18 protein-coding genes are annotated in these 21,427 nt (G+C 41.6%); 10 read left to right on the forward strand and 8 right to left on the reverse strand.

Going from position 1 to position 21,427, the window contains the following annotated elements; genetic code table 11:
- Positions 1-10: 10 nt before the first annotated feature.
- Both CKV69_RS07275 and hemC read right to left on the reverse strand, forming a co-directional pair.
- Entirely contained in the window at positions 11-757 is a 747-nt protein-coding gene (locus CKV69_RS07275) for a uroporphyrinogen-III synthase (protein WP_005724810.1), read from the reverse strand.
- Positions 758-773: 16 nt separating this feature from the next.
- Positions 774-1,700: a hydroxymethylbilane synthase gene (gene hemC, locus CKV69_RS07280; RefSeq protein WP_014391553.1), complete on the reverse strand. Its 927-nt coding sequence runs from the start codon at positions 1,698-1,700 to the stop codon at positions 774-776.
- A 154-nt stretch (positions 1,701-1,854) separates the two neighbouring features.
- Here hemC and CKV69_RS07285 point away from each other — a divergent pair, with 154 nt between their 5' ends.
- The 5 genes from CKV69_RS07285 (at position 1,855) to ppx (ending at position 12,465) form a co-directional block, all read left to right on the forward strand.
- Complete coding sequence (locus CKV69_RS07285; protein ID WP_005724808.1) at positions 1,855-4,371, forward strand: class I adenylate cyclase; 2,517 nt, start codon at positions 1,855-1,857, stop codon at positions 4,369-4,371.
- 15 nt (positions 4,372-4,386) lie between these two features.
- Complete coding sequence (locus CKV69_RS07290) at positions 4,387-5,016, forward strand: response regulator (RefSeq protein WP_038641790.1); 630 nt, start codon at positions 4,387-4,389, stop codon at positions 5,014-5,016.
- A 149-nt stretch (positions 5,017-5,165) separates the two neighbouring features.
- A complete protein-coding gene (tamA, locus tag CKV69_RS07295) occupies positions 5,166-6,926 on the forward strand; it encodes an autotransporter assembly complex protein TamA (RefSeq protein ID WP_014326433.1) in 1,761 nt (586 codons plus the stop codon).
- A 77-nt stretch (positions 6,927-7,003) separates the two neighbouring features.
- Positions 7,004-10,906 (forward strand): autotransporter assembly complex protein TamB, encoded by a 3,903-nt coding sequence (tamB, locus tag CKV69_RS07300; RefSeq protein WP_014326434.1) that lies wholly within the window; start codon positions 7,004-7,006, stop codon positions 10,904-10,906.
- An 8-nt stretch (positions 10,907-10,914) separates the two neighbouring features.
- Positions 10,915-12,465 carry an exopolyphosphatase gene (gene ppx / locus CKV69_RS07305; RefSeq protein ID WP_016504269.1) on the forward strand — a complete coding sequence of 517 codons (1,551 nt, stop codon included), beginning with the start codon at positions 10,915-10,917 and terminating at the stop codon, positions 12,463-12,465.
- 57 nt (positions 12,466-12,522) lie between these two features.
- Here ppx and glmU read toward each other — a convergent pair whose 3' ends face one another.
- Positions 12,523-13,899, reverse strand: coding sequence for a bifunctional UDP-N-acetylglucosamine diphosphorylase/glucosamine-1-phosphate N-acetyltransferase GlmU (gene glmU / locus CKV69_RS07310; protein WP_014326435.1), 1,377 nt, complete (start codon positions 13,897-13,899; stop codon positions 12,523-12,525).
- Positions 13,900-14,082: 183 nt separating this feature from the next.
- On the opposite strand from glmU, the gene CKV69_RS07315 reads away from it, so the two are divergent.
- On the forward strand, positions 14,083-14,616 hold the full coding sequence (locus CKV69_RS07315; RefSeq protein WP_014326436.1) for a hypothetical protein: 534 nt from the start codon (positions 14,083-14,085) through the stop codon (positions 14,614-14,616).
- Positions 14,617-14,743: 127 nt separating this feature from the next.
- Here CKV69_RS07315 and CKV69_RS07320 read toward each other — a convergent pair whose 3' ends face one another.
- The 5 genes from CKV69_RS07320 to CKV69_RS07340 form a co-directional block, all read right to left on the reverse strand.
- Positions 14,744-15,502 (reverse strand): class I SAM-dependent methyltransferase, encoded by a 759-nt coding sequence (locus tag CKV69_RS07320; protein WP_014326437.1) that lies wholly within the window; start codon positions 15,500-15,502, stop codon positions 14,744-14,746.
- 3 nt (positions 15,503-15,505) lie between these two features.
- Positions 15,506-16,603 carry a tRNA (uridine(54)-C5)-methyltransferase TrmA gene (gene trmA, locus CKV69_RS07325; protein WP_014326438.1) on the reverse strand — a complete coding sequence of 366 codons (1,098 nt, stop codon included), beginning with the start codon at positions 16,601-16,603 and terminating at the stop codon, positions 15,506-15,508.
- An 86-nt stretch (positions 16,604-16,689) separates the two neighbouring features.
- Entirely contained in the window at positions 16,690-17,019 is a 330-nt protein-coding gene (locus tag CKV69_RS07330) for a MaoP family protein (protein WP_005719007.1), read from the reverse strand.
- A gap of 57 nt (positions 17,020-17,076) precedes the next feature.
- Positions 17,077-17,697, reverse strand: coding sequence for a thiol:disulfide interchange protein DsbA (gene dsbA / locus CKV69_RS07335; RefSeq protein ID WP_005752287.1), 621 nt, complete (start codon positions 17,695-17,697; stop codon positions 17,077-17,079).
- Between the two features lie 9 nt (positions 17,698-17,706).
- A complete protein-coding gene (locus CKV69_RS07340) occupies positions 17,707-17,973 on the reverse strand; it encodes a YihD family protein (RefSeq protein ID WP_014326439.1) in 267 nt (88 codons plus the stop codon).
- Positions 17,974-18,037: 64 nt separating this feature from the next.
- Between CKV69_RS07340 and mobA the strand changes: the two genes are divergently transcribed.
- The 4 genes from mobA (at position 18,038) to fruK (ending at position 21,424) form a co-directional block, all read left to right on the forward strand.
- On the forward strand, positions 18,038-18,607 hold the full coding sequence (gene mobA, locus CKV69_RS07345) for a molybdenum cofactor guanylyltransferase MobA (RefSeq protein WP_005755401.1): 570 nt from the start codon (positions 18,038-18,040) through the stop codon (positions 18,605-18,607).
- A 108-nt stretch (positions 18,608-18,715) separates the two neighbouring features.
- The gene (locus tag CKV69_RS07350; protein WP_005752285.1) at positions 18,716-19,231 is read left to right on the forward strand and encodes a hypothetical protein; all 516 of its coding nucleotides are present in this window, start codon (positions 18,716-18,718) and stop codon (positions 19,229-19,231) included.
- Positions 19,232-19,346: 115 nt separating this feature from the next.
- On the forward strand, positions 19,347-20,492 hold the full coding sequence (gene fruB, locus CKV69_RS07355; RefSeq protein ID WP_014326441.1) for a fused PTS fructose transporter subunit IIA/HPr protein: 1,146 nt from the start codon (positions 19,347-19,349) through the stop codon (positions 20,490-20,492).
- Entirely contained in the window at positions 20,489-21,424 is a 936-nt protein-coding gene (fruK, locus tag CKV69_RS07360) for a 1-phosphofructokinase (protein ID WP_014326442.1), read from the forward strand. Before fruB ends, fruK begins: the two co-directional genes overlap by 4 nt.
- Positions 21,425-21,427: the final 3 nt, after the last annotated feature.

Below are 21,427 nucleotides of genomic sequence, written 5' to 3' on the forward strand. Positions count from 1 at the left end.
TCAACACTAGTTAGTCCGCAGACAGCAATGTTTTTAGTAAATGCACGTTATCTGCTCGCGGTGAAACCACCACATCACACCAACCCAATTGTTTGGCTAAATTGGCAATACGCTGACTTACCGTCACCAGCTGACAACTTTTTAGCCAATTATGTTCGCTTTCTGGAACAAAATCCACAAGATACTGCAAAATTTCTGCACTGCTAATCACAAGCCGATTAATTCCTGCACGCTTACAAATACTGATTTGCTCTGCATTATTGTAGGCAGTCGGTACACGCTGGTAACATTCGAGCGTCTCCACTTTAGCACCACGCAATTGTGCCTGTTCAGAAAAATACTCACGTCCCCCATTGCCGCGTAAAATTAAAATGTGCTTTTCTGACAAATCTTGCATGGCATCCAGTGCCAATAATCCTTCGCTACTTTCCTGTCGATAAGGATACAATACCGCACGTTCGATTTGACTGGCAAAAAATTCAGCACTGCGTTGTCCTACCGCAAAATAGGCTAAATCTGTTCGCCAAGAAAACCCTGTATTCTTTAACGTATCGACTGCATACTGAACAGCATGTTTTGAAACTGCAAAAACATAATCACCCGCTTTAAGTTGCGACAGTTTATTCGGCAAGTCATTCAATTCTCGTCCTGTTTCGATCGTAAAGAGCGGTAAATGGATTGCAAAAATCCCCGCTTGAATCAACATCTCTGTTAACTGTGCGCCTCGCACATCAGGTCGAGTGACTAATACCGCCATTTTATTCTTCCCTTCCTTAGTTTGAATAAAGTGTTTGCAAGATTTTATCCGCACCTTGCTGTAAAAGTTTTTCTGCCACTTGAATACCTAATGTTTCGGCATCCGCAACCGCACTCCGTCCTTCTGCACGAAGTATACTGGAACCGTCTACTTCGCCCACTAAAGCACGCAAAAAGAGCTGTCCCTCTTCGATAATCGCATAACCTGCAATTGGCACCTGACATCCCCCTTGTAAATGCCGATTCATCGCACGTTCAGCCAATACACAAGCAGTCGTTTCTGGATCGGCTAAAGGGGCTAACAGCAGCTCAATTTCTGCCTCTTGACGACATTCAATGCCAACGGCACCTTGCCCTGCGGCAGGCAAACATTGTGTGACATCAATCAAAGAGGTGATACGTTGTTGTTGCCCTAAACGTATAAGCCCCGCGGCAGCCAGAATAATCGCATCATAATCGCCGTTATCTAATTTTGCTAAGCGAGTCCCAACATTGCCACGTAGTGAATGAATGTGTAGATCAGGACGTAACTGCTTTAACTGACATTGGCGACGTAAGCTAGAGGTGCCCACCACCGCACCAGCAGGTAATTCCATGAGAGTGCGGTATGAATTTGATACAAATGCATCACGCGGATCTTCACGTTGACAAATGGTGCTAAGCATTAATCCTGCTGGAAACTGCATAGGGACATCTTTCATCGAATGTACGGCAATATCGGCTTCGCCCTTTAATAAAGCTTGTTCTAACTCTTTCACAAAGAGTCCTTTTCCTCCAATTTTAGCCAGTGGCGTATCTAAAATCACATCCCCTTTTGTCACCATTGGGACAAGTTCGACCACTAATCCAGCATGGATTTTTTCTAAACAGGCTTTCACATAGTTCGCTTGCCACAATGCAAGCGGGCTCTGACGCGTAGCGATTCTCAAGCTTTTTCTTGTCATCATCACAACCATTTTAGGCAGAATAATTTGCTCCTATCCTAACATTGTTGGGTTTAAATGTCAGTTTCCATTTAAATTTTTTGCTTTCAGTTATACCAAGTGTTAGAGTACTTAGGTGGAGCGAATCTCATCATATCTGTGAGTGGAATATCATTTGAATTACGATCTCTTTAGTGCCCAAAAGAAAGTGGAGTATTTAGATAAGCTACGTATTGAGCGCGCATTATCTGGTTCTTCTGGCGAATTTCAGCACGTTTTTCAGTTACTTACGTTGTTGTTACATATTAACCACCCTAATCTGCCCGGCTACGTTGCTGACGCGCCTGTAGGGATTGCTGACTTTGTGATTTCCCCCTACCAAAAACAATATCTGCTCACAACCGTGCCGAGCTTAGAGGCTAATCAGTCGCTGCTCCCGTCCTTCTCTTACCGTAGTACCAATGCCATTTTAGGTGTCTATGTGATGGGCAGTATTGCCTCTATTTCACAAACACCAAAATCGGATCTAGATACTTGGGTCTGCCATCGTGATGATTTAAGTACAAAAGAAAAAGAAGCCTTACAACGTAAAACACATTTATTAAAAAATTGGGCGAAACAATTCAACATTGAAATCAATTTTTATTTAATGGATCAAAAGCGGTTCCGTTGTTTCCGTTATGCGGAACCGTTAACAGCAGAAAACTGCGGTTCAGCTCAATATATGTTACTGTTGGACGAATTCTATCGCTCTGCAATTCGCTTAGCAGGCAAACCATTACTCTGGCTACATTTATTGATCGAACAAGAAGAAAATTATGAAAGTGAAGTCGAGCGGTTAGTCCGTACCCAACAAATTTGTCTTGATGATTGGGTTGATTTTGGTGGTTTGGGGCAACTTTCCGCCAACGAGTATTTTGGTGCAAGTTTATGGCAACTGTACAAGGGGATCGATGCGCCTTATAAATCGGTCATCAAAATCTTATTGTTAGAAACGTATTCATCGGAATACCCCAATACCTATTTAATTGCGCGCCAATTTAAAGAAGAATTATTAACAGGTAAGCTCAACCCAAGCCATCATTTTGATCCCTATTTAGCCATGTTGCAACGAGCGACACGCTACCTCACGAAACACAATGAATTAAAACGTTTAGGTTTTGTTCGCCGCAGTGTTTACTTAAAAGCAACCGAAGGTATGTGTTGGCAAGATCCTAATGCGACAAATAATTGGCGCTTACAGCATTTGCAAAAGCTCATCCAAGAGTGGGACTGGTCGGACGCCTTAATTGAAGAATTAAATCAACGCGCTAACTGGAAAATCAAACAAGTCAAAAAAGCACATAACAGCTTAATTAAATTCTTAATGCTCAGTTATCGTAATTTAGTGGCCTTTGCTCGTAAACACAAAGTGAACTCGAGTATCATGCCACAAGACATCAGTGTGCTTACACGCAAACTGTATACAGCATTTGAAGAATTACCCGGTAAAATTACCCTACTTAACCCACAAATTTCACTCAATTTATCTGAGAAGAATTTGCTGTTTTTTGAAGTCAAAGGCAGTAAAACGTTCAAAGACGGGTGGTATGTGGTGAATCAAACACCAAGTGTTGCCGGCTTTGTACAAAAACGCTATACCGAATACAGTGAGAGTTTAAACAAACTGGTCGCTTGGGCGTATTTTAATCGTATTCTCACCGCCAATACCGACTTACACATTATTAGTCCCAATGTTTCCTTAACAACCTTGCGGCATTTTGTCACCGATTTACGTCTCTCATTTCCGGTCACAGTTTCCTCTGTCACGAATGAGGATTTAACTCATGCTTGTGAAATTCGGAGCTTAATTGTGGCAGTTAACTTAACCGTTGACCCAACCAAAAAAATCACACAAGTCAAATCTCGCATTCAAGCCAGTGATTTATTTAGTTTTGGACCGAAAGAAGAAAGTTTAGTCGGTAGTATCGATATTACTTACCGTAATCTTTGGAATGAAATTAGAACCTTACATTTTGAAGGACCAAATGCGATCCTCTTAGCCTTGAAGGTGCTGTCAAATAAAATTCATCGTGGCGCCCCTTCACCAAAATTGATTCAAGTGTTTTCTTATAGTCATCGTTACCGCCGTACGTTGAGTAATATTGTCACCGCTTTGATCAACCGCTGTATTAGTATCCAAATTGGCGATGCACTTCCACCACAAAATAATCTATTGCGTGTGGCAGGTAAAAACTGGCAGTTTTTCTTTGAAGAGCGTGGCATCAGCTTACAAGAAATTCACTCAAATGAAGAATTAGAAGCCACTGGCTTTGATACCGCGCTACAAACCGAAGTGGAAGAAAAAGAAAGCGCCTTACCCGATACCTCACGAACCTACCCCCCAGAGATTGATCACTTTGCCAGTGAGGGCTTTTTACAATTTTTCTTTGAAGATAATTCTGATGGTTCCTTTAATGTCTATATTTTAGATGAAGCCAATCGCATCGAAATTTACCGTAACTGCGATGGACAAAAAGAAAAGAAGATTTTGGAGATTAACCACATTTATCAATCTTCAGGCTTGGATGAAAATAACAATCCGTATAAAATTGTGCAGCGTGATTTTAACTATCCGCAATTCTATCAATTATTATTACAAGAGAATGGCGTAAAAATCGTACCATTCCACAGTCGATTAGCGATGTCATAACATATTGGGGGTTATATGTCAGAAAAAATGAAAGTGTTGATTATCGACGATCATCCATTGATGCGTCGAGGAATCAAACAACTTATGGAATTAGCGCCAAATTTTGAAGTGGTTGCGGATGCGGGTAACGGCAGTGAAGGTATTAGCCTCGCATTACAAACGCAACCTGATTTGATTATTCTTGATTTGAATATGAAAGGGTTATCAGGACTGGATACATTAAAAGCACTGCGCGCGGAAGGCATTGATGCACGCATTTTGATTTTGACAGTGTCTGATTTAAAAAGTGATATTTTTACCTTAATTGATGCTGGGGCAGCCGGTTACTTATTAAAAGATACGGAACCCGACGCGCTCTTAAGCCAAATTCAACGTATCGCACAAGGGGAAGTTATCCTAAGCGATTCAATTAAAGATGCATTAATTGAACGCCAGATGAATGCAGATCCTATTTATTCTCTCACCGATCGCGAAATGGATGTCTTACGTTTAATTGCGACAGGACTCTCCAATAAACAGATCGCTGGTCAGTTATTTATTTCAGAGGAAACCGTTAAAGTGCATATTCGTAATTTGCTCCGTAAGCTGAATGTGCATTCGCGCGTTGCGGCAACGGTGCTTTATTTTGAGCATAAAGGACGCTAGTCTTTCCCCCGTTAAAAAGCCAATTATCTTTATAATTGGCTTTTTTTTGGCAAAAATTTACTAAAATTTTCAAAAAAACTACCGCACTTTGCGTTGCCAAAGCCTTTGCTTAAAAGGTACACTAAACTAATCTTTGATTTGAGGCGGCTATGAAATTATTAAGTAATACAAAGGCATCATTGATCACAAAAACGGTATTTTTTATCGGCAGTGTACTTTTGAGTACAGTCAGTTTGGCACAACAATTAGAACTACAAGTAAAAGGTATCCAGAATACTCAGCTTAATAATAATGTGCGTATTTACGTCGGTATGATTGATAAAGAAGAAGCCGACGGTTCCGAGCGTCATAAGCAATTGGTACGCGAAGCAATCGATAAAGCATTGCGGGCATACGGCTATTATCAAAACGAAGTGGAATTTCAAATCGAAAGCCAAAAACCCCCTAAAAAAGATCAATTAATCGCCCATGTGAAGATCGGCGAACCTGTGAAAATCGCAGACGTCGATTTTGTTCTGCAAGGTGAAGCCACACAAGATCCTGAATTTATCGCCGTGACCAAGAATATCCCAGAAAAAGGGAGCATACTCAATCACGAGACCTATGATAATTATAAAAGTCACATCCAAAAAATTGCATTGAGTCGAGGTTATTTCGACGGTGATTTTTTAGTATCACGCTTAGAAGTCAGCCCCTCAACGCAACAAGCTTGGTGGCGCTTAAATTATGATAGTGGTGAACGTTACCGCTTCGGTGAAGTTACCTTTGAAAATGCGCAAATACGCGAAGATTATTTGCGTAACATGATTAATTTTAATAAAGGTCAGCCCTACCTGATTAATGATCTTTCTACCTTAACCAACAATTACACGTCGTCAAATTGGTTTAGCTCTGTTTTAATGCAACCTGTTTTAGATGAAGAACACAAAATTGTGAATGTCGATGTATTGCTCCAACCACGTAAAAAAAATAGCATGGAAGTGGGGATTGGCTGGGCATCTGATGTGGGACCTCGCTTGCAATTAGGTTGGACAAAGCCTTGGATTAACAATCGTGGTCACAGTTTCCGTACCAATTTATATGTTTCTGCGCCAAAACAGACCTTAGAAGCCACCTACAAAATGCCTTTATTGAAAAACCCGCTCAACTATTATTACGAGTACTCGGCGGGTTTAGAAAATGAAAATAAAAATGACACAGAATCCTTTGCCTCTTCCTTATCTGCAATTCGCTATTGGAATCATGAAGCAGGTTGGCAACATTCTTTAGGCTTACGTGTCCGTTATGACTCTTTTATTCAAGCGAATGTAAAAGACAAAACATTGCTTGTGTTCCCAACTGCCTCTGTCAGACGAACCCGTTTACAAGGCGGGCTATTCCCGACTTGGGGGGATACACAAAAACTCACCGTCGATTTAGGTCGTACATGGTGGCTGTCTGATGTGAATTTCCTCAAAATGCAAGGGTCGAGTTTATGGGTCAGAACTTATTTACAGCACCATCGTATCGTTACCCGACTAGAACTCGGCTGGTTACATACCAAAAATATCGAACGCATTCCACCCGCCTTGCGTTTTTTTGCGGGGGGCGATCGCAGTATTCGTGGTTATGGCTATAAAAAAATTGCGCCAAAAAACAATGCAGGCAAATTAGTTGGTGGCTCTCGCTTATTAACCGGGTCATTTGAATATCAGTATCAAGTGTATCCTGACTGGTGGTTAGCCACTTTCGCGGATACGGGACTGGCTGCTAACCAGTTTACAACAAAAGAATTACGCTATGGCGCAGGAATGGGGGTACGTTGGGCCTCACCCGTAGGGGCGATTAAGTTTGATATTGCCACCCCAGTCAGAGATAAAGACAACAGTAAAAATATCCAATTTTATATTGGACTAGGCGCGGAACTTTAATCACCACAGCATCACCGCAAAAAAGAGAAGACGTAGCTAAAAGAAAATATGTAGCTAAAAAAGACGGATCACGCAACATGACAGAACATATCGCAGCACAACCAGCTTCACCTGAACAACAAAACCAAACCCCACCGGTTAAGCGCCCAAAATCGTTTTGGCGCAAACTGCTATGTGGTCTAAGTGCGGTCATTTTCTTATCAATTTTAGCGCTCTTCATCACACTCAGCACCAGCGCGGGTCAACGCTGGCTGATTGAATTCGTAGATAAAGCCTTACCTCAGCTCTCGATTGCACAAGTAAATGGTGGCTTACAAGAAGGTCTTGTCCTGAATCAAGTGCGTTTTGATGCAGAAGGGGTACAAACACAATTAGAACAAGTTCATTTACAACTGGATTTAAGCTGTCTATGGCGCTTACATATTTGTGTTAAAGAGATCGCTTTACACCAACCGCATATTCAAGTGAATACCGCGCTGCTGCCTCCAAAAGCAAAAGAGAAACCAACCAGTGCACCAATGCAACGTATCCATTTGCCTATTTCTGTTGATGTCGACAACATGGTAGTAGAGCAATTACGTCTTGTGATTGATGATAATGCCGTGGACTTAGCCTACTTCCAAACAGCAGCCAGTTTAAATAATGAGTCAGGCTTAACCATTGCACCAACGACAATTCAAGCATTATTAGTCAAAGTTGTCTCACCAACGGCAGCTGTGAAAGAACCGTCTCAGACAGAAAAAGCCCCGATTGGTTGGGTTCAAATAGAAAAACAGTTGAGTGCGCCTTTATTAGCAAAATTGGAAAATATCGTTTTGCCTTTTGATATGCATATTCAACACATTCAAGGACAGCACTGGCAATATCAACAAGTCAACGACCAACACACGCAAGTGATTGATATCCCCGTGTTTCAGTTACAAGCAAACGCCACTGGCGCGCAGATTGAACTCAGCCAGTTCAATGTAGAAAGTAACTTGGCAAATTTACACGGTAGCGGACACTTGCAACTTGACGCAGATTTCCCCCTGCATGTTGCACTACATGCTGAAATGCACACTTTAAACGAAGGCGAAGCAATTTTATTGCCCGCCAGTCAAGTAGATGTCACCTTGTCTGGAAATTTGAAAAAACAGACCGCACTTACGTTACAAAGCCGTGGGGCGTTAAATGCAAATTTGAACGGACAATTTGCGCTGTCTCAAGAAAAGACCCCCTTCCAGATCAAGTTAAGTAGCCAAGACTTCCGTTATCCGTTTCAGCCAGTACAACCAGCTCTTGTTCATATTCCTCAATTGAATTTACAAGTGAGCGGTAATTTACTGGACTATCAATTACAGCTAAACACCGAAGCAGAAGGCGCGAATATTCCCAAAACGGCGCTCCAATTTGACGCAAAAGGGGAATTATTATCACTTGATATTACTCAACTCCATCTTGATACCCTAAAAGGCAGCGCTGATCTACAAGGGAAAATTGGTTGGCAAAATGGGGTGCAATGGTATAGCAATTTACAGCTTGATAAATTAAATTTGAGTGACTATTTGGCAGGTTTGCCTACCATACTATCAGGGCAATTGTTCTCGACAGGATTAATTAATCAACAGCAATGGCTGTTTGATATCCCACATTTAAACTTAGAAGGTACGCTATCACAACGCCCATTAGCGCTCAAAGGCAGTTTGAGTGTGGGGTCAGAAACATGGCTTCATCAATTATTGTTAAAAGTGCCTGATTTAGTGTTAACTTACGGAGAAAATAAGATTGTTGCCACCGGTTTTCTTGGTGAAAAATCAGATCTCAAACTCGATATTAACGCCCCTGACCTACGTGGTTTAATGCCAAACTTAAGCGCGAATTTACAAGGTCATCTCCAGCTAAATGGACAACTTGTGCAGCCTACTGTCGCCCTAGACTTAGTTGGTAATCAAATCAAACTTAATGACTTGAATATCAATAAAGTTACCTTGAAAGGTCATGTGGATATGGCGAAACAAACCGCCGGTGAACTGGCATTACAGGTAAATAAATTCCAATCTGGCGATGTAAAACTGGATACGTTAGATTTAACCTTACATGGTAATGAAGCGCAGCATAATCTGACCTTAGTTTCTCAAGGTGAGCCTGTTGCACCTAAACTCAGTTTGGAAGGGCAATTTGATCGTGCGACACAACGTTGGCAAGGTGCATTAAAACAAGTGTCGATTGCCTCAGTTATTGGACATTGGCATACCGATAAAAACGTTGTTTTAGCCTATGATAATCCGACGATGCAAACTGAGATTTCTGCACATTGTTGGCAAAATAACGATGTGGAGCTTTGCTTTCCACAGGCATTTCGTGTCGGCAAAAGTGGCGAAGTACCATTTAAAATAACGAAATTTGATTTAGCGTTAGTCAATGATCTCCTCGAACAAGATCTGCTACAAGGGCAATTACAAAGTGAAGGAAAAGTTGCTTGGTTTAGTGACAAACCGCTCCAGCTGAATGTCCAAGTCAAAGGGGATAATTTAAGCTTCACACAAAAAATAGACTACCGTACTTTTGGCTTAGATATCCCTAAACTCACATTAAACGCGGATCTACAGAATAACCATTTCGTACTCAACAGTAATCTCCTACTGCAAGACCAAGGCAATATCAGTGCGAATCTCGAGGTCAAAGATTTAGCACAAGCACGCCAATTGGGCGGAAGCTTGATAATTCATAAACTGAATTTAGATATTTTTAATCAGTTGCTATCCAATAACGAGGTCATCACGGGGGATATTGTCGCTAACTTGAAATTTGCGGGTACCCTCAATGCCCCCAACTTAAACGGTCAGTTCAAGCTTTCTCGCTTAAATGCCAAAATGAAATCATTACCTTTTGACATTGAAGGCGGGGAGCTGGCGTTAAACTTTGTAGGTAACCGTTCAACATTAAATGGTCATATAAAAACACCAGACAGCCGCTTAAATTTAGAGGGTGATGCCAGTTGGCAGAACTTAGATAATTGGACATCTCGCTTACATGCCAAAGCTGACCAATTTAAAGTTGATATTCCCGCGATGGCGAAACTTAAAATCAGTCCGAATGTGGAAATCACCGCCAGTCCAAAACGCTTGCAGTTAACGGGCAATATTGATATCCCATGGGCAAGAATTGAAATTGAAAGCTTACCGGAAAGTGCGGTCTCTGTCAGTCCTGATGAAGTCATCCTAGACAATCAGACATCACAAAAAATCACCGCCAAACTGCCAAGCAAAACCAAATCCGGAATGGAGATTCTGTCCGACTTAAAAATTAATATTGGACAAGATGTCTATCTGAACGCGTATGGATTGAAAACCAACCTCAATGGGTTACTCAGTGTACGTCAAGAAAAAGGCAATCTGGGTCTCTTTGGGCAAATTCATTTAACCAATGGTCGCTATGCTTCCTTTGGGCAAGATCTGTTGATCCGCAAAGGCATGATCAGCTTTTCTGGTCAACCTTCACAACCCATGCTAAACATTGAAGCAATTCGTAATCCTGAATCCATGGATACCGCTGGTGTCGTCGCTGGAATTAAAGTCCTTGGGCTCGCCGAAAGTCCTGAGATCAAGGTCTTCTCCGAACCCGGTATGTCACAAGATCAAGCCTTATCTTATGTGCTGACAGGGCGTTCATTAGAAAACAGTGGCGAAGCTGGCTCTGGTGGGTCTATTGGCGCCGCTTTACTCGGACTCGGGCTCGCGAAAAGTGGTAAAGCCGTTGGCGGAATTGGACAAGCCTTTGGTATTCAAGATCTAAACTTAGGCACCCAAGGCGTCGGCGATAGCTCGAAAGTGGTGGTCAGTGGCAATATCACACCACGTTTACAAGTCAAATATGGTGTGGGTCTGTTTGATGGACTGGCGGAGTTTACGGTACGTTATCGCTTAATCCCTAAATTATATTTACAATCTGTTTCCGGTGTCACCCAAGCGGTGGATTTGCTATATCAATTTGAATTTTAAGGAAGAATATGAAGAGTGAAAATGTCATGGAAAAAGGCACCGCACTTTCCATTCCCTCGCGTCTCGAAGCGAGGGAAATTGCTGCCATTGATTTGGGTTCAAATAGCTTTCATATGATTGTCGCACGTATTATGAATGGCTCTATTCAGATTCTTTCTCGTTTAAAGCAAAAAGTCCAGCTCGCAGAGGGCTTAGATGAAAACAATGTTCTCAACCAAGCGGCAATTACTCGTGGCGTAAATTGTTTAGCCTTGTTTGCGGAGCGCTTACAGGGGTTTGCACCAGAAAATGTCAATGTTGTTGGCACCTATACCTTACGTCGTGCAGTGAACAATGACGAGTTTTTACGCCAAGCCAAAGCTGTTTTCCCTTATCCAATCAATATCATTACAGGGAAAACCGAAGCGCAAACTATTTATGCCGGTGTGTCACACACCCAACCTGAAACTGGAAAAAAATTTGTCATTGATATTGGCGGTGGCTCGACTGAAATGATTATTGGGGAAAATTTCACCCCTATTTTAGCTGAAAGTCGACATATGGGGTGTGTCAGCTTTGCGAAACAATTTTTCCCTCAAGGTGAAATCAGTCAGTTACATTTTGAAAATGCTCGTCAAGCCGCATTAATGAAAATTGAAGACTTAGCCTATGAATATCGGCATTTGGGCTGGGATGTGGTGTTAGGCTCCTCTGGTACAATTAAAACTGTACATCAAGTCATCATGGCAAATATTGATCCAAACGGTCTTATCACCCCTGAACGTCTACAACAATTAATCAAACAAACATTACAGCATACCCACTTTGAAGATCTGAAATTATCCGGCTTGATTGAAGAACGTGCTGATGTCTTTGTGCCCGGATTGGCTATTTTGAGTGCTGTATTTGAAACATTTGGTATTCAACAAATGCGTTATTCTGATGGGGCGTTACGCGAAGGGGTCATGTATAGCCTCGAAAAGACCTTTCAAGTGAGCAATATTCGTGAGCGGACGGCGTTAGGTTTAGCAGAACAATTTACCATAGACCAAGCCCAAGCAGAACGTGTCCATCAAAGTGTTAAACTGCTTAGCCAACAATATCGCCATTGGAAAAAACCACAACTGGCAGCAGAGATGATCGAAATCGTCCTGTGGGCAGCACGTTTACATGAAGTCGGCATTGTGATTAACCATAAAGGGATGCAAAAACACTCCGCCTATATTTTACAAAATATAGAATTACCGGGTTTCGATAAAGAACAACAACGCTTATTAGCCACCTTAGTGCGTTATCAAATTAACCTGTTTAAACTGTCTGAATTAAGTAAATTTGCACGGTATGATGAACAAGATGTGTTAGCCTTAGTACGTTTATTACGCTTAGCCATTATCTTAAACAAATCCCGTCAAGCCACAGAGAAAACCGAGCAAATCACCTTGACGTTCAACCGTGCTTTAACCCATTGGACACTCAAGTTTGCACAAGGCTATTTGACGCATACACCGCTGATCTGTAACGAGCTAAAAGCCGAAAAACGCGTGCTTAGTGAAATGGGATTAGATATCACGTTTAACTAAACAAACTGCCCACCAACAGGTGGGCAGCAAGTACATAAATACTGTTCGTAAGTGCGGTTACTTTTTCGTTTGTTTAGTAGGGCGTTGCCAACCTTGAATATGACGTTGAGGAACACGTGAAATCACTAACTCATCACAAGCCACATCTTTGGTCACCGTAGTCCCCGCACCAATGGTTGCACCCGCTTCGATAGTAACCGGTGCCACGAGTTGTACATCAGACCCTACAAACACATTATCACCAATAATGGTCTTAAATTTATTTGCGCCATCATAGTTACAAGTGATCACGCCTGCACCAATATTACATTGCATCCCGACTTCGGCATCTCCCACATAACTTAAATGGTTTACTTTCGAGCCCGTCCCAATATGCGCTTTCTTAATTTCAACGAAATTACCAATATGTGTGTTGTCGGCTAATGCAGCCCCCGGACGCAAACGAGAGAAGGGTCCAATTTGCGCAGCTTGTCCAACAATCGCCTCTTCCAACACAGAATAAGGTTTAATTTCTACATCATCACCAATCTGGCAATTTTTTAACACACAACCAGCTCCAATTTTAACTCGGTGACCTAAGCTGACTTTGCCCTCGATAATCACGTTCACATCAATTTCCACGTCTTTCCCATGGCTTAGTTCCCCGCGTAAATCAAAACGCTCAGGATCCGCTAATGCCACTCCAGCCAATAATAAATTGTCTGCTTGTTTGCGCTGATAATAACGCTCTAAACGCGCTAATTGCTGACGGTTATTCACGCCCTCTACTTCCATAAAGTTACTGGCTTGTACCGCCACTACTTGGCAACCGTCTTGATTCGCTAAGGCGATCACATCCGTAATATAATATTCTCCCTGTGCATTGTTGTTGGTTAACTGTGATAACCATTTTTTCAAACTTTTACCGTCTGCCACTAACAAGCCTGTGTTAATTTCTTGGATTTTTAATTGCTCTGCATTGGCATCTTTTTGTTCCACAATCGCCACCACATTGCCATTTTCACGCACAATACGCCCATAACCAGTTGGGTCATCTAATACGACGGTCAATAATGCAATACCATGTTCAGGTTTTGCCGCAATTAATGTTTGTAAGGTTTCCGCAGTAATTAATGGTCCATCACCATAAAGCATCAAAATATTTTCATCATCTGCAAAAAACGGGGCTGCTTGCTGCATAGCATGCCCCGTACCTAATTGCTCGGCTTGTAAGACCCAATTCACAGGTTCATCTTGCAAACGAGTTTGCATCACTTCCCCACCATGTCCATACACTAAATGGATATTTTTTGCATGAATGGATTTCACCGTATCGATCACATGTTTTACCATCGGTTTTCCGGCAATTTTATGTAGCACTTTTGGTAAATCAGAATACATCCGCGTCCCTTTACCGGCCGCTAAAATCACGATACTTAATGCTTTCTCTTTCATAATCTTCTCTTGTTTGATGAATAAAAAAATAACTGCTCAAAATTATAATCTAACTTTACAATAAAAATAAACGCACATCACCCAAAACAAGCCAGCTAAAGCAAGTAAATTGAAACAGCAAATAAAGCGGTGTATAGTGAGGACTCAATGCTAACCATATTCATGTGATGTTAAGAGGTAAATATGCAGACATTTTCAAAACTTAGCTTTTTGTGCTTGTTATCTTTTGGTCTAATCGCCTGTGACCAGATAACCCAATTCACAACCACATCCAACAGCACAAATCAAACGAAAGCCCCCGCGGTAGCCTTAGATCCTAAAGCAGAATTCTATCTTTTTATTGATTTTCAAAACGCCAATAATGCCAAAATCGCCGCCCTCAATCATGAAATCGCCAATGTGACACAATCTGGCGATATCGCCAGCTTAGCACCTCTCGTGAACAAATTTTCAACGGAAATTAAGGCGATTGTGAAAGATCTCGATACACTCCCTATTTACAGTGCTGAAATTCTTAAACTCAAAGAGAAAGCCAAGGTTTTACTGGTTACGTCCGCTGAACTGATCAGTGATAATGTAAAATTACATCATAATCCTTCGCCAGAAGGTTCAATGGCGTTATTACAGAAAAGAGATATCTTACTTAAAATAAGTAATGAATTTTCGCAAATGAATGACGAATTAATGCAAAAATATGGTCCGCCACCACAACCTTAATCTTGATAGCAAACAGAAAAACAAAACCGCACATTAAAAACATGTGCGGTTTTTGCATGAATATCGTGCGGTTCAAATACGACTCAACGTTGCTACTCAGCGTAGCTGGGCATTTTCATTCATCAGCTTACCCAGTTAAATAAATATCAAAACGATGATTCTTCGTTTCTCGACTAAAGTGCGGTGATTGTTGCGCAAGAAATGGCGCGTAGTCAGGACGTTTCACCACCACACGTTTGTTTGCCAACGCTAAGGCGGGTTCGAGTAAGTTATCGGCATCCAGATCTGCCCCAACTAAATGCTGAAACACACGCATTTCTTTTTTGACTAAAGCACTTTTGGGTTTATGTGGATACATTGGATCAAGATAGACGACATCAACACAATCCAATGCAGGATTTAATTGCGCAATGTGACTCACAGGTAATAATTGCATATTTTGTTGCAACATTTCGCCAATCTCACTGTCAGCATAAGCGCGCTGTAAGCCATCTTGTAGTAATAAACGTACCACCGGATGACGCTCCACTAAACGCACTCGGCAACCGATCGATGCCAATACAAACGCATCTCGTCCAAGTCCCGCTGTCGCATCAATCACTGTCGGCAAATAGCCTGACTTAATGCCTACCGCTTTTGCCACAGCCTCCCCTCGTCCGCCACCAAATTTACGCCGATGTGCCATCGCGCCCGCGACAAAATCTACAAACACCGCGCCCAGTTTTGCTTCATCTAATTTACGTAACTCTAAACGGACTTGTCCCAGCTCATCATAGGTTTGTACCAGTGCCAAATAACTTTCCGGATCGTGCACTAAACTATATTGTGTACAAAGTGCGGTGAATTTTTCAGGATTTTCCGTTTCACAAATCAGTTGAATATTCATAGCTTATTTCCGAATTAACCACACACCGGCTTCCATATGTTCGGTATAGGGGAATTGATCGAACAAGGCGGCTTTTTCAATACGGTGTGTTTGACAAAGATGTTGTAAATTATCGCACAAAGTATGTGGATTACATGAAATATACAAAATACGATCATAATTCTGTACTAATTTCACCGTTTCCTCATCTAAACCAGCACGAGGCGGATCCACAAAAATGGTATTACATTCATAGGCGTTTAAATCAATGCCCTTTAAGCGATGAAATTCACGCACGCCATTCATCGCTTGCGTGAATTCTTCTGCGGACATCCGAATAATTTGCAAATTCTTAATGCTATTTTCGGCAATATTAAATTGGGCGGCTGCCACCGAGGGTTTGGCAATTTCTGTCGCCAAAACCTTGCGGAAATTTTGTGCAAGCGCAATAGAAAAATTACCGTTGCCACAATAAAGCTCAAGCAAATCACCTTCACTGTTTTGGGTACAGTCCACCGCCCACTCAAGCATTTTCTGATTCACGATCGCATTGGGTTGAGTAAAGCTGTTTTCCACTTGACGATACACATAAGATTTTCCATGCACCGTTAACACTTCATCGACAAATTCCTGATCCAAACAGATTTTTTGTTTGCTAGCACGCCCAATCAGTTGTAAGTCAAAGCCTTGTTGTAACAAACTTGTTTTTAATTGTTTTGCTGCCTGTTCCCATTGTTCATCAAGGGTTTTGTGATATAGCAAACTGACAATGATCTTATTGCTTAAAGTGCTTAAATAATCAATTTGGAACAGTTTATGATGTAGTACCCTGTTTGTTTTTAGCAACGGTAAGAGCGTATCCATCATCTGATTAATAAGCTGACTTGCCATCGGAAAACAATCGACACGATAACGTTGACGAGTCCGTTGATCGAACATGATATGGTAAAAATCCCCTTTGTCATGCCAAATACGAAACTCTGCACGCATACGATAATGCTGTACAGGTGAAGGAAAAACCGCCAATGCGGGAGCATGAAAAGGCGCTAAAAGTGCGGTCAGTTTTTTCTGTTTTTCCGCCAATAAGCTGTCATATTGTTCAATAGGAAGCAACGCTTGCATAAGATGAGTTCTATAATGATGTCTGTATGAAATGAAGATAAAAGGCTCAGTTTCATTGTCCAAGCCTTTTATAAGATGACGCGAGATTATTCTGCTGAGAAATCGTCTAAATTATCGGTACCAACTACACCTGATAAAGTATAAACACGTTTAGTCGTCGAGATACGCGCACGATACTTAGACCATGTTTTCTCAAAAAAGGTTTCTGCTGGACGCTCTCCACGGCAGAATGCAACAAAGTTTTTTTCTTCTTTTGTCACAGGTTCACGTTCGCCTGATTCTAATGCTTTAAAGGCTTGTCCATATTGTTCAAGGACTTGTGATTCCTTGATTGTATAATCGCCATGACGTGAGAAGCCTCTCGGGTAATTTTTATCATCAAAAAAACGACGTGTAACACTAAAACTTTCTGCCATAATATCCTCTACAATAAGCTATTCGTTCAAAAAACGAAGCATTAAACCAATTTTTTGTTATTTTTGCAATAAACCTTTTACTGTTTCGACATAATCAGCAACAAACGCCTCATGACTGTCGTTTTTCAGTCCTTCAGGATTAACTCGATAACGCCCGTTTACGTAAAAATCTGGCACACCCCGCACTTTCATGTGTTCAGCCGCTGTCACTTGCTTATTAGTTAACGCTGTGACGGCAAAACTGTTAATTCCGCCATCAAATTGTTCTGCACTGAGACCATTAGCCAAAAAGATTTGACGAATATCATCCATACTGCGTAATTTATTTTGCTGTGCCGCGAAAAATAAAGGTTCTTTTACTTTATCTTGTACACCGGTCGCCATAGCCAATGCCCATGCACGAGTAAGATTTTTCCCCATTTCACCGCCTAAAAAGTTGACATGATATTGTTTCAAGCTCACACCTTCTGGCAACTGCTGTTTCACTTTATTTGGGATTTGGTATTCGTATTCAAACGAATAACAATGTGGACAATAAAAAGAGAAAAACTCGATGACTTCTGCTTGTTGTACAGGTGCCTGATTTAACGTCACATACTGCTTACCCTCAGTTAAATTTGTCGCTTGTACAGAAACAGCAAAAAGGAATGACGTCACCGCTAAAACTAATTTTTTCATTGCAAATCCTTATTTAATAATGCCACGCGCTTTCAGCAACGCAGTCTTAAAATCATCTTCGTAATCTTTCTTGATACCCGGGATCGGCGCATTTTTATCCGTCCCATCCATTTTTAGCTGATAAATGATCACTTCATCGGTTAATTCAGCTAAAGGTTTCTTGAACCCTGCCTCATCGGCAATTTTCTGCAAAATTTGTAATAAATGCAAATCCGGGTCTTTAGACCAATAAGGCTGTAAAAGTTCCAAAACCTCGTTCAAACGATGACATTTCATAAAGTTTTCCTTATGATTGAAAAAATTTGCAAGAATCATACTGTAATTAGAGAAAGAAGAAAACATGACAATCACATTTAGTGCGGTAATTTTAGCAGGGGGACAAGCGCGTCGCATGGGTGGCGTGGATAAAGGCTTACAACTTTTTAGAAATCAACCGCTCTTTGAACATATTTACCAGCGTTTACAGCCACAAATTGCTGATATTGCGATTAATGCTAACCGTAACCAACAGCGATATGCGCAAAGTGGATTGCCGGTTTTTTCTGATGACTTAGCCGGCTTTCAAGGACCGTTAAGTGGGATCTTAACTGCCTTACAGCGTGCCCAAAGCAACTTTGTGTTATTTGTGCCTTGTGATTGTCCTTTTTTCCCCATGGATCTGTTTGCCAAACTCAAACACGCTGTCATTTCGCAACACGCGCAACTTGCCTACGCCCATGACGGCGAACGAGAACATCCCACTTTTTGTTTGGTTTCCACCTCACTCGCACCGGCTTTAGCACAATATCTCGCGACAGGCGAGCGACGCATGTTAACATTTATGCAGCAACAGCACGCTATAGCGGTCGATTTCTCAGCGACGCCAGATGCCTTTAAAAATATCAACAACTTAGTCGATCTGCAGACGTAAACCACATCCCCATACTTTATCTGCTAAAAGATGTGCAAGAGATTGGCTAATATAGACTTTCACAGTATAATCAACGATCAATGCACTGGACTGAACAAGGAACTCATTATGTTAAAGTCACTCTCTCTTATCAGCTTAATCACGCTACTTAGCGCGTGTTCAATGTCTTCTTATGTGCCTTTTATGAATGATAAAAAAGCGGTGATTGATTTAGATAAAACACAAATTGATCAAAAATCTTATGCGACAGCCTATGAAGCGACGCTTGCTACCTATAAAGGACGAGTGAATCAAGATTATGATGTGCACTCATTTAGTAGCGGTGCAAATGATTGGTATTTAAACCGTATTTTATTGCCGATTGACAAAATCAAAGAGAACCTCTATCAAGGTGGGCATGACTCGAATATTCACGCTTACTATAGTGGTGTCGTGTTTGCCTCCGCTTTACAAAGCAACTTTAACAAGCTTAACCCAAATTGTTGGTCATATTTAGATGCGCCTAGTGTCACACAAGGCATATATGATGCAATGAAAGATCTCCAAAAAGGCAAACAAAGGGCTGAAGATGACCCTTATATTGTCCAAGGTTCTGAACAATTATTAAAACGTTGTGCCCAATAAAGTGAAAAACTGTTGATGTGAAAATCAGCAGTTTTTTTCGCTTTTGGCAATAAAGAGAAAGATGACATTTTCTCGACATATGCATGATCTATAATGAAGAAGTACAGGAGTCGCCGTGTTTGAACTCACCGAAAACGACATTCACTTATCCTCTCAAGCCGTCAATAAAGATCAAGCCATTGAAATGGTTGCTCAAGCACTTATACAATCAGGCTACGTAGAAGAAGGCTACTTAGCTGGTATGCTTGAACGTGAAGCGCAGATTACTACCTATTTGGGCAATGGTATTGCGATTCCACATGGTTCTGTGACCACCCGCGCTTTAGTCAAAAAAACAGGCGTGAAAATTTTTCAGTTTCCACAAGGCGTCGCTTGGGATAAAGATAATATCGCCTACCTTGTGATTGGACTTGCCGCTGATTCAGATGGACATCTAGCGCTCCTGCGTCAATTAGCTCGTCTGCTTCACGATAAAGAAACGGTCAAACACTTAATCACAACACAGGATGTGTCCGAATTTTATGCGCGCTTAATGGGGAAAAGTGCGACTAACCAACCTGATTTAATTAGCTTAGATCTTGATACGACTAGCCTATTAACCTTGACAGCACGTAATGCCGAAAAATTACAACAGTACCAAGCCGTCAATAACGAATTTGTTCGTGAAGTACTTGCTAGCCCTGCGTTGCCTTTAGGGCAAGGGATTTGGTTGACGGATGCTACGCTCGGCAATCAAAAAAATGCTTGTGCTTTTAGTCGTACTAAAAACCCATTCTTACATAATGGTAAAAGCGTCCATGCCGTACTCACCATTGCAGCAATTGATGATAACATTCATCCCGTCCTAACCCGTTTATTAGCACCAGAAGTTCAACAACAATTACTCACCGGCTCAAAAGAAACAATTGCCTCCTTATTAAATCTTGAGCACAAGCACGTAAACCAAACGGAAGGGACTGCGGGTTTAAATGAACAGATTGAACCTATTGAATCGATTTTTACACTGCGTAATCTACATGGGTTACACGCTCGTCCTGCCGCAATCTTAGTCAGTCATCTCAAAAAATATAATGCGTCTATCGCCGTGCAAAATTTAACAACCAACAGTCAACTGATCAGCGCAAAAAGTTTGCTGAAAGTTATCGCACTGGGTGCACAACAAGGACATCGTTTACGCTTTGTTGCCACTGGTGCAGAAGCACAGCAAGCCATACAATGTGTAGGTGAGCTTATTGACAACCATTTAGGTGAGACAGCATGACAAAAGTACTGACCATTACACTAAATTCTGCCTACGACTTAGTAGGGCATCTCCCTCACCTAACACGAGGTGCGGTAAACCAGGTGGATTCTTTAGGACTTTACCCTGCTGGCAAAGGGATTAATGTTGGCAAAGTTCTGCATGACTTAGGGGTAGACGTGGCATTAACTGGCTTTCTCGGGCAAGAAAATCAAACGGGATTTCAACAATTGTTTTCGCGTTTGGGGCTCACCGATCATTTTCATCGAATTACCGGAGCAACACGCATCAACGTAAAACTGACAGAGTCAGATGGCGTCGTCACTGACCTCAATTTTCAAGGCTATCATGTGAGTAAGACAGATTGGCAAACGTTTGTGGACTTTTCATTGCAACAATGCCAAACATTTGATGTGATTGCAGTTTGTGGCAGTCTTCCTCGAGGAATCAGCGTAGATGACTTTACAGCTTGGCTCCGCCAACTTAATAAAAATAACATCAAGCTCATATTAGACACTAGTCAACAAGCTTTCGCATCAGGCATACAAGCCAAACCTTGGCTCGTCAAACCTAATCGCGATGAGCTTGCAAGCTGGTATGGTTCGTCATTAGCGACACAGCAAGACATCATCCACGCGGCAACACAATTACAACGACAAGGTATCCCTCATGTCGTCATTTCAATGGGGGAAGAAGGGGCAATTTGGCTAAATGAAAATACAGTGTTACACGCCCAGCCCCCACAAGACACGCCTATCGTCAGTACCGTAGGCGCGGGAGATACCATGGTGGCGGGTCTAATTTATGGTATGCTTAATACATATTCTGCTGAAAAAACATTGGCTTTTGCGACCGCACTTTCGAGCTTAGCAGTTTCACAAAGTAATGTAGGCATCACTGACTTGACGTTACTCAACCCAATTTTAGAAAAAATAAAAATCACATTCATTTAAGGA

Source organism: Pasteurella multocida (assembly GCF_900187275.1).
In the GTDB taxonomy this organism is placed as follows: domain Bacteria; phylum Pseudomonadota; class Gammaproteobacteria; order Enterobacterales; family Pasteurellaceae; genus Pasteurella; species Pasteurella multocida.